Source organism: Martinezella sp. CNPSo 3890 (assembly GCF_057784455.1).
On record NZ_JBXSOR010000045.1, the window covers coordinates 1 to 1,046 of the forward strand.

At 58.5% G+C, this 1,046-nt stretch carries 1 protein-coding gene; it reads right to left on the reverse strand.

The features are described from left to right. Nucleotides 1-9 precede the first annotated feature (9 nt). A protein-coding gene (locus AC13RC_RS34080) for an IS630 family transposase (RefSeq protein ID WP_113389326.1) occupies nucleotides 10-958 on the reverse strand; the annotation gives its coding sequence in 2 pieces (ribosomal slippage) (nucleotides 10-621 and nucleotides 623-958; 948 coding nt in all). Nucleotides 959-1,046 lie beyond the last annotated feature (88 nt).

The window sequence follows — 1,046 nt, forward strand, 5'->3', positions numbered from 1 at the left end:
TAGAGCGTTTCATGTTTTGTTTGAAGCGTAGCCGGCATTGACGAGGTAATTGGCGCACTCGTCTGGAGCGATTGTCTGGACGAGTGCGCCAAGATATCGCCAAGTGTCGTCGATGGTGCGCATTTGCGTTTTTCGCATCCAATGTTTGATCTTGGCGAAGGCTTGCTCGATGGGATTGAGGTCTGGCGAATAGGGCGGCAGGAACCAGAGCCTTGCGCCGGCCTGCTTGATCAACTGGCGTATCTGCCTGGATTTGTGGCTGCCCAGATTGTCCATGATGACGATGTCACCGCGCCGCAGCGTCGGGACGAGCTGTTGGGCGACATAGGCCTTGAAGCATTGGCCATTGATCGGGCCGTCGAAGACGCAGGGCGCGGTGAGACCATCGGCACGCAGCGCGCCGACGAAGGTCAATGTGCGCCAATGGCCGTGCGGAGCAAAGCTTCTCAGTCGTTTGCCCTTGACACCCCAGCCGTAAAGGGGAGCCATATTGGTTTTGATCCAGGTTTCGTCGATGAACACGAGCCTGTGGGGATCAAGGCCTTTCTGCCACGATTGCCAGCGCTTGCGCCGACGGGCGATGTCAGTGCGCGCCTGCTCAAGGGCAAACATCGTTTTTTTTGAAGCGCAGCCCCTCGCGACGCAGGAAGCGCCAAACGGCGTCATGGGAGACAATGACGCCTCTCGCTGCCAGTTCGTCCTTGAGACCGTGCAGGCTGATCTGCGGGGTCTGCGCAATCCGTTCGGCAATGAAGGCGCGATGCGGTTCCAATAGACGTTTGCGATGCCCTCCCATCTGGCCGGGCGCGACGGAGCCGCTGCGGCGATACCGCTGCGACCACTTCACCACAGATGAGACCGAGACGCCGAACCGAGACGCCACCGAGCGACAGCTCTCGCCCGCAGCAACGGCGCGCACTACACGTTCACGCAGATCATTCGAAAGAGGTGCGACCATGGATGCTGACCTCCTTTCAGCCAGCATCTTGAATCACAGTCCATCCAAAAAGGGAATCCACGATTCAAACAAAGTCAGAAACGCTCTA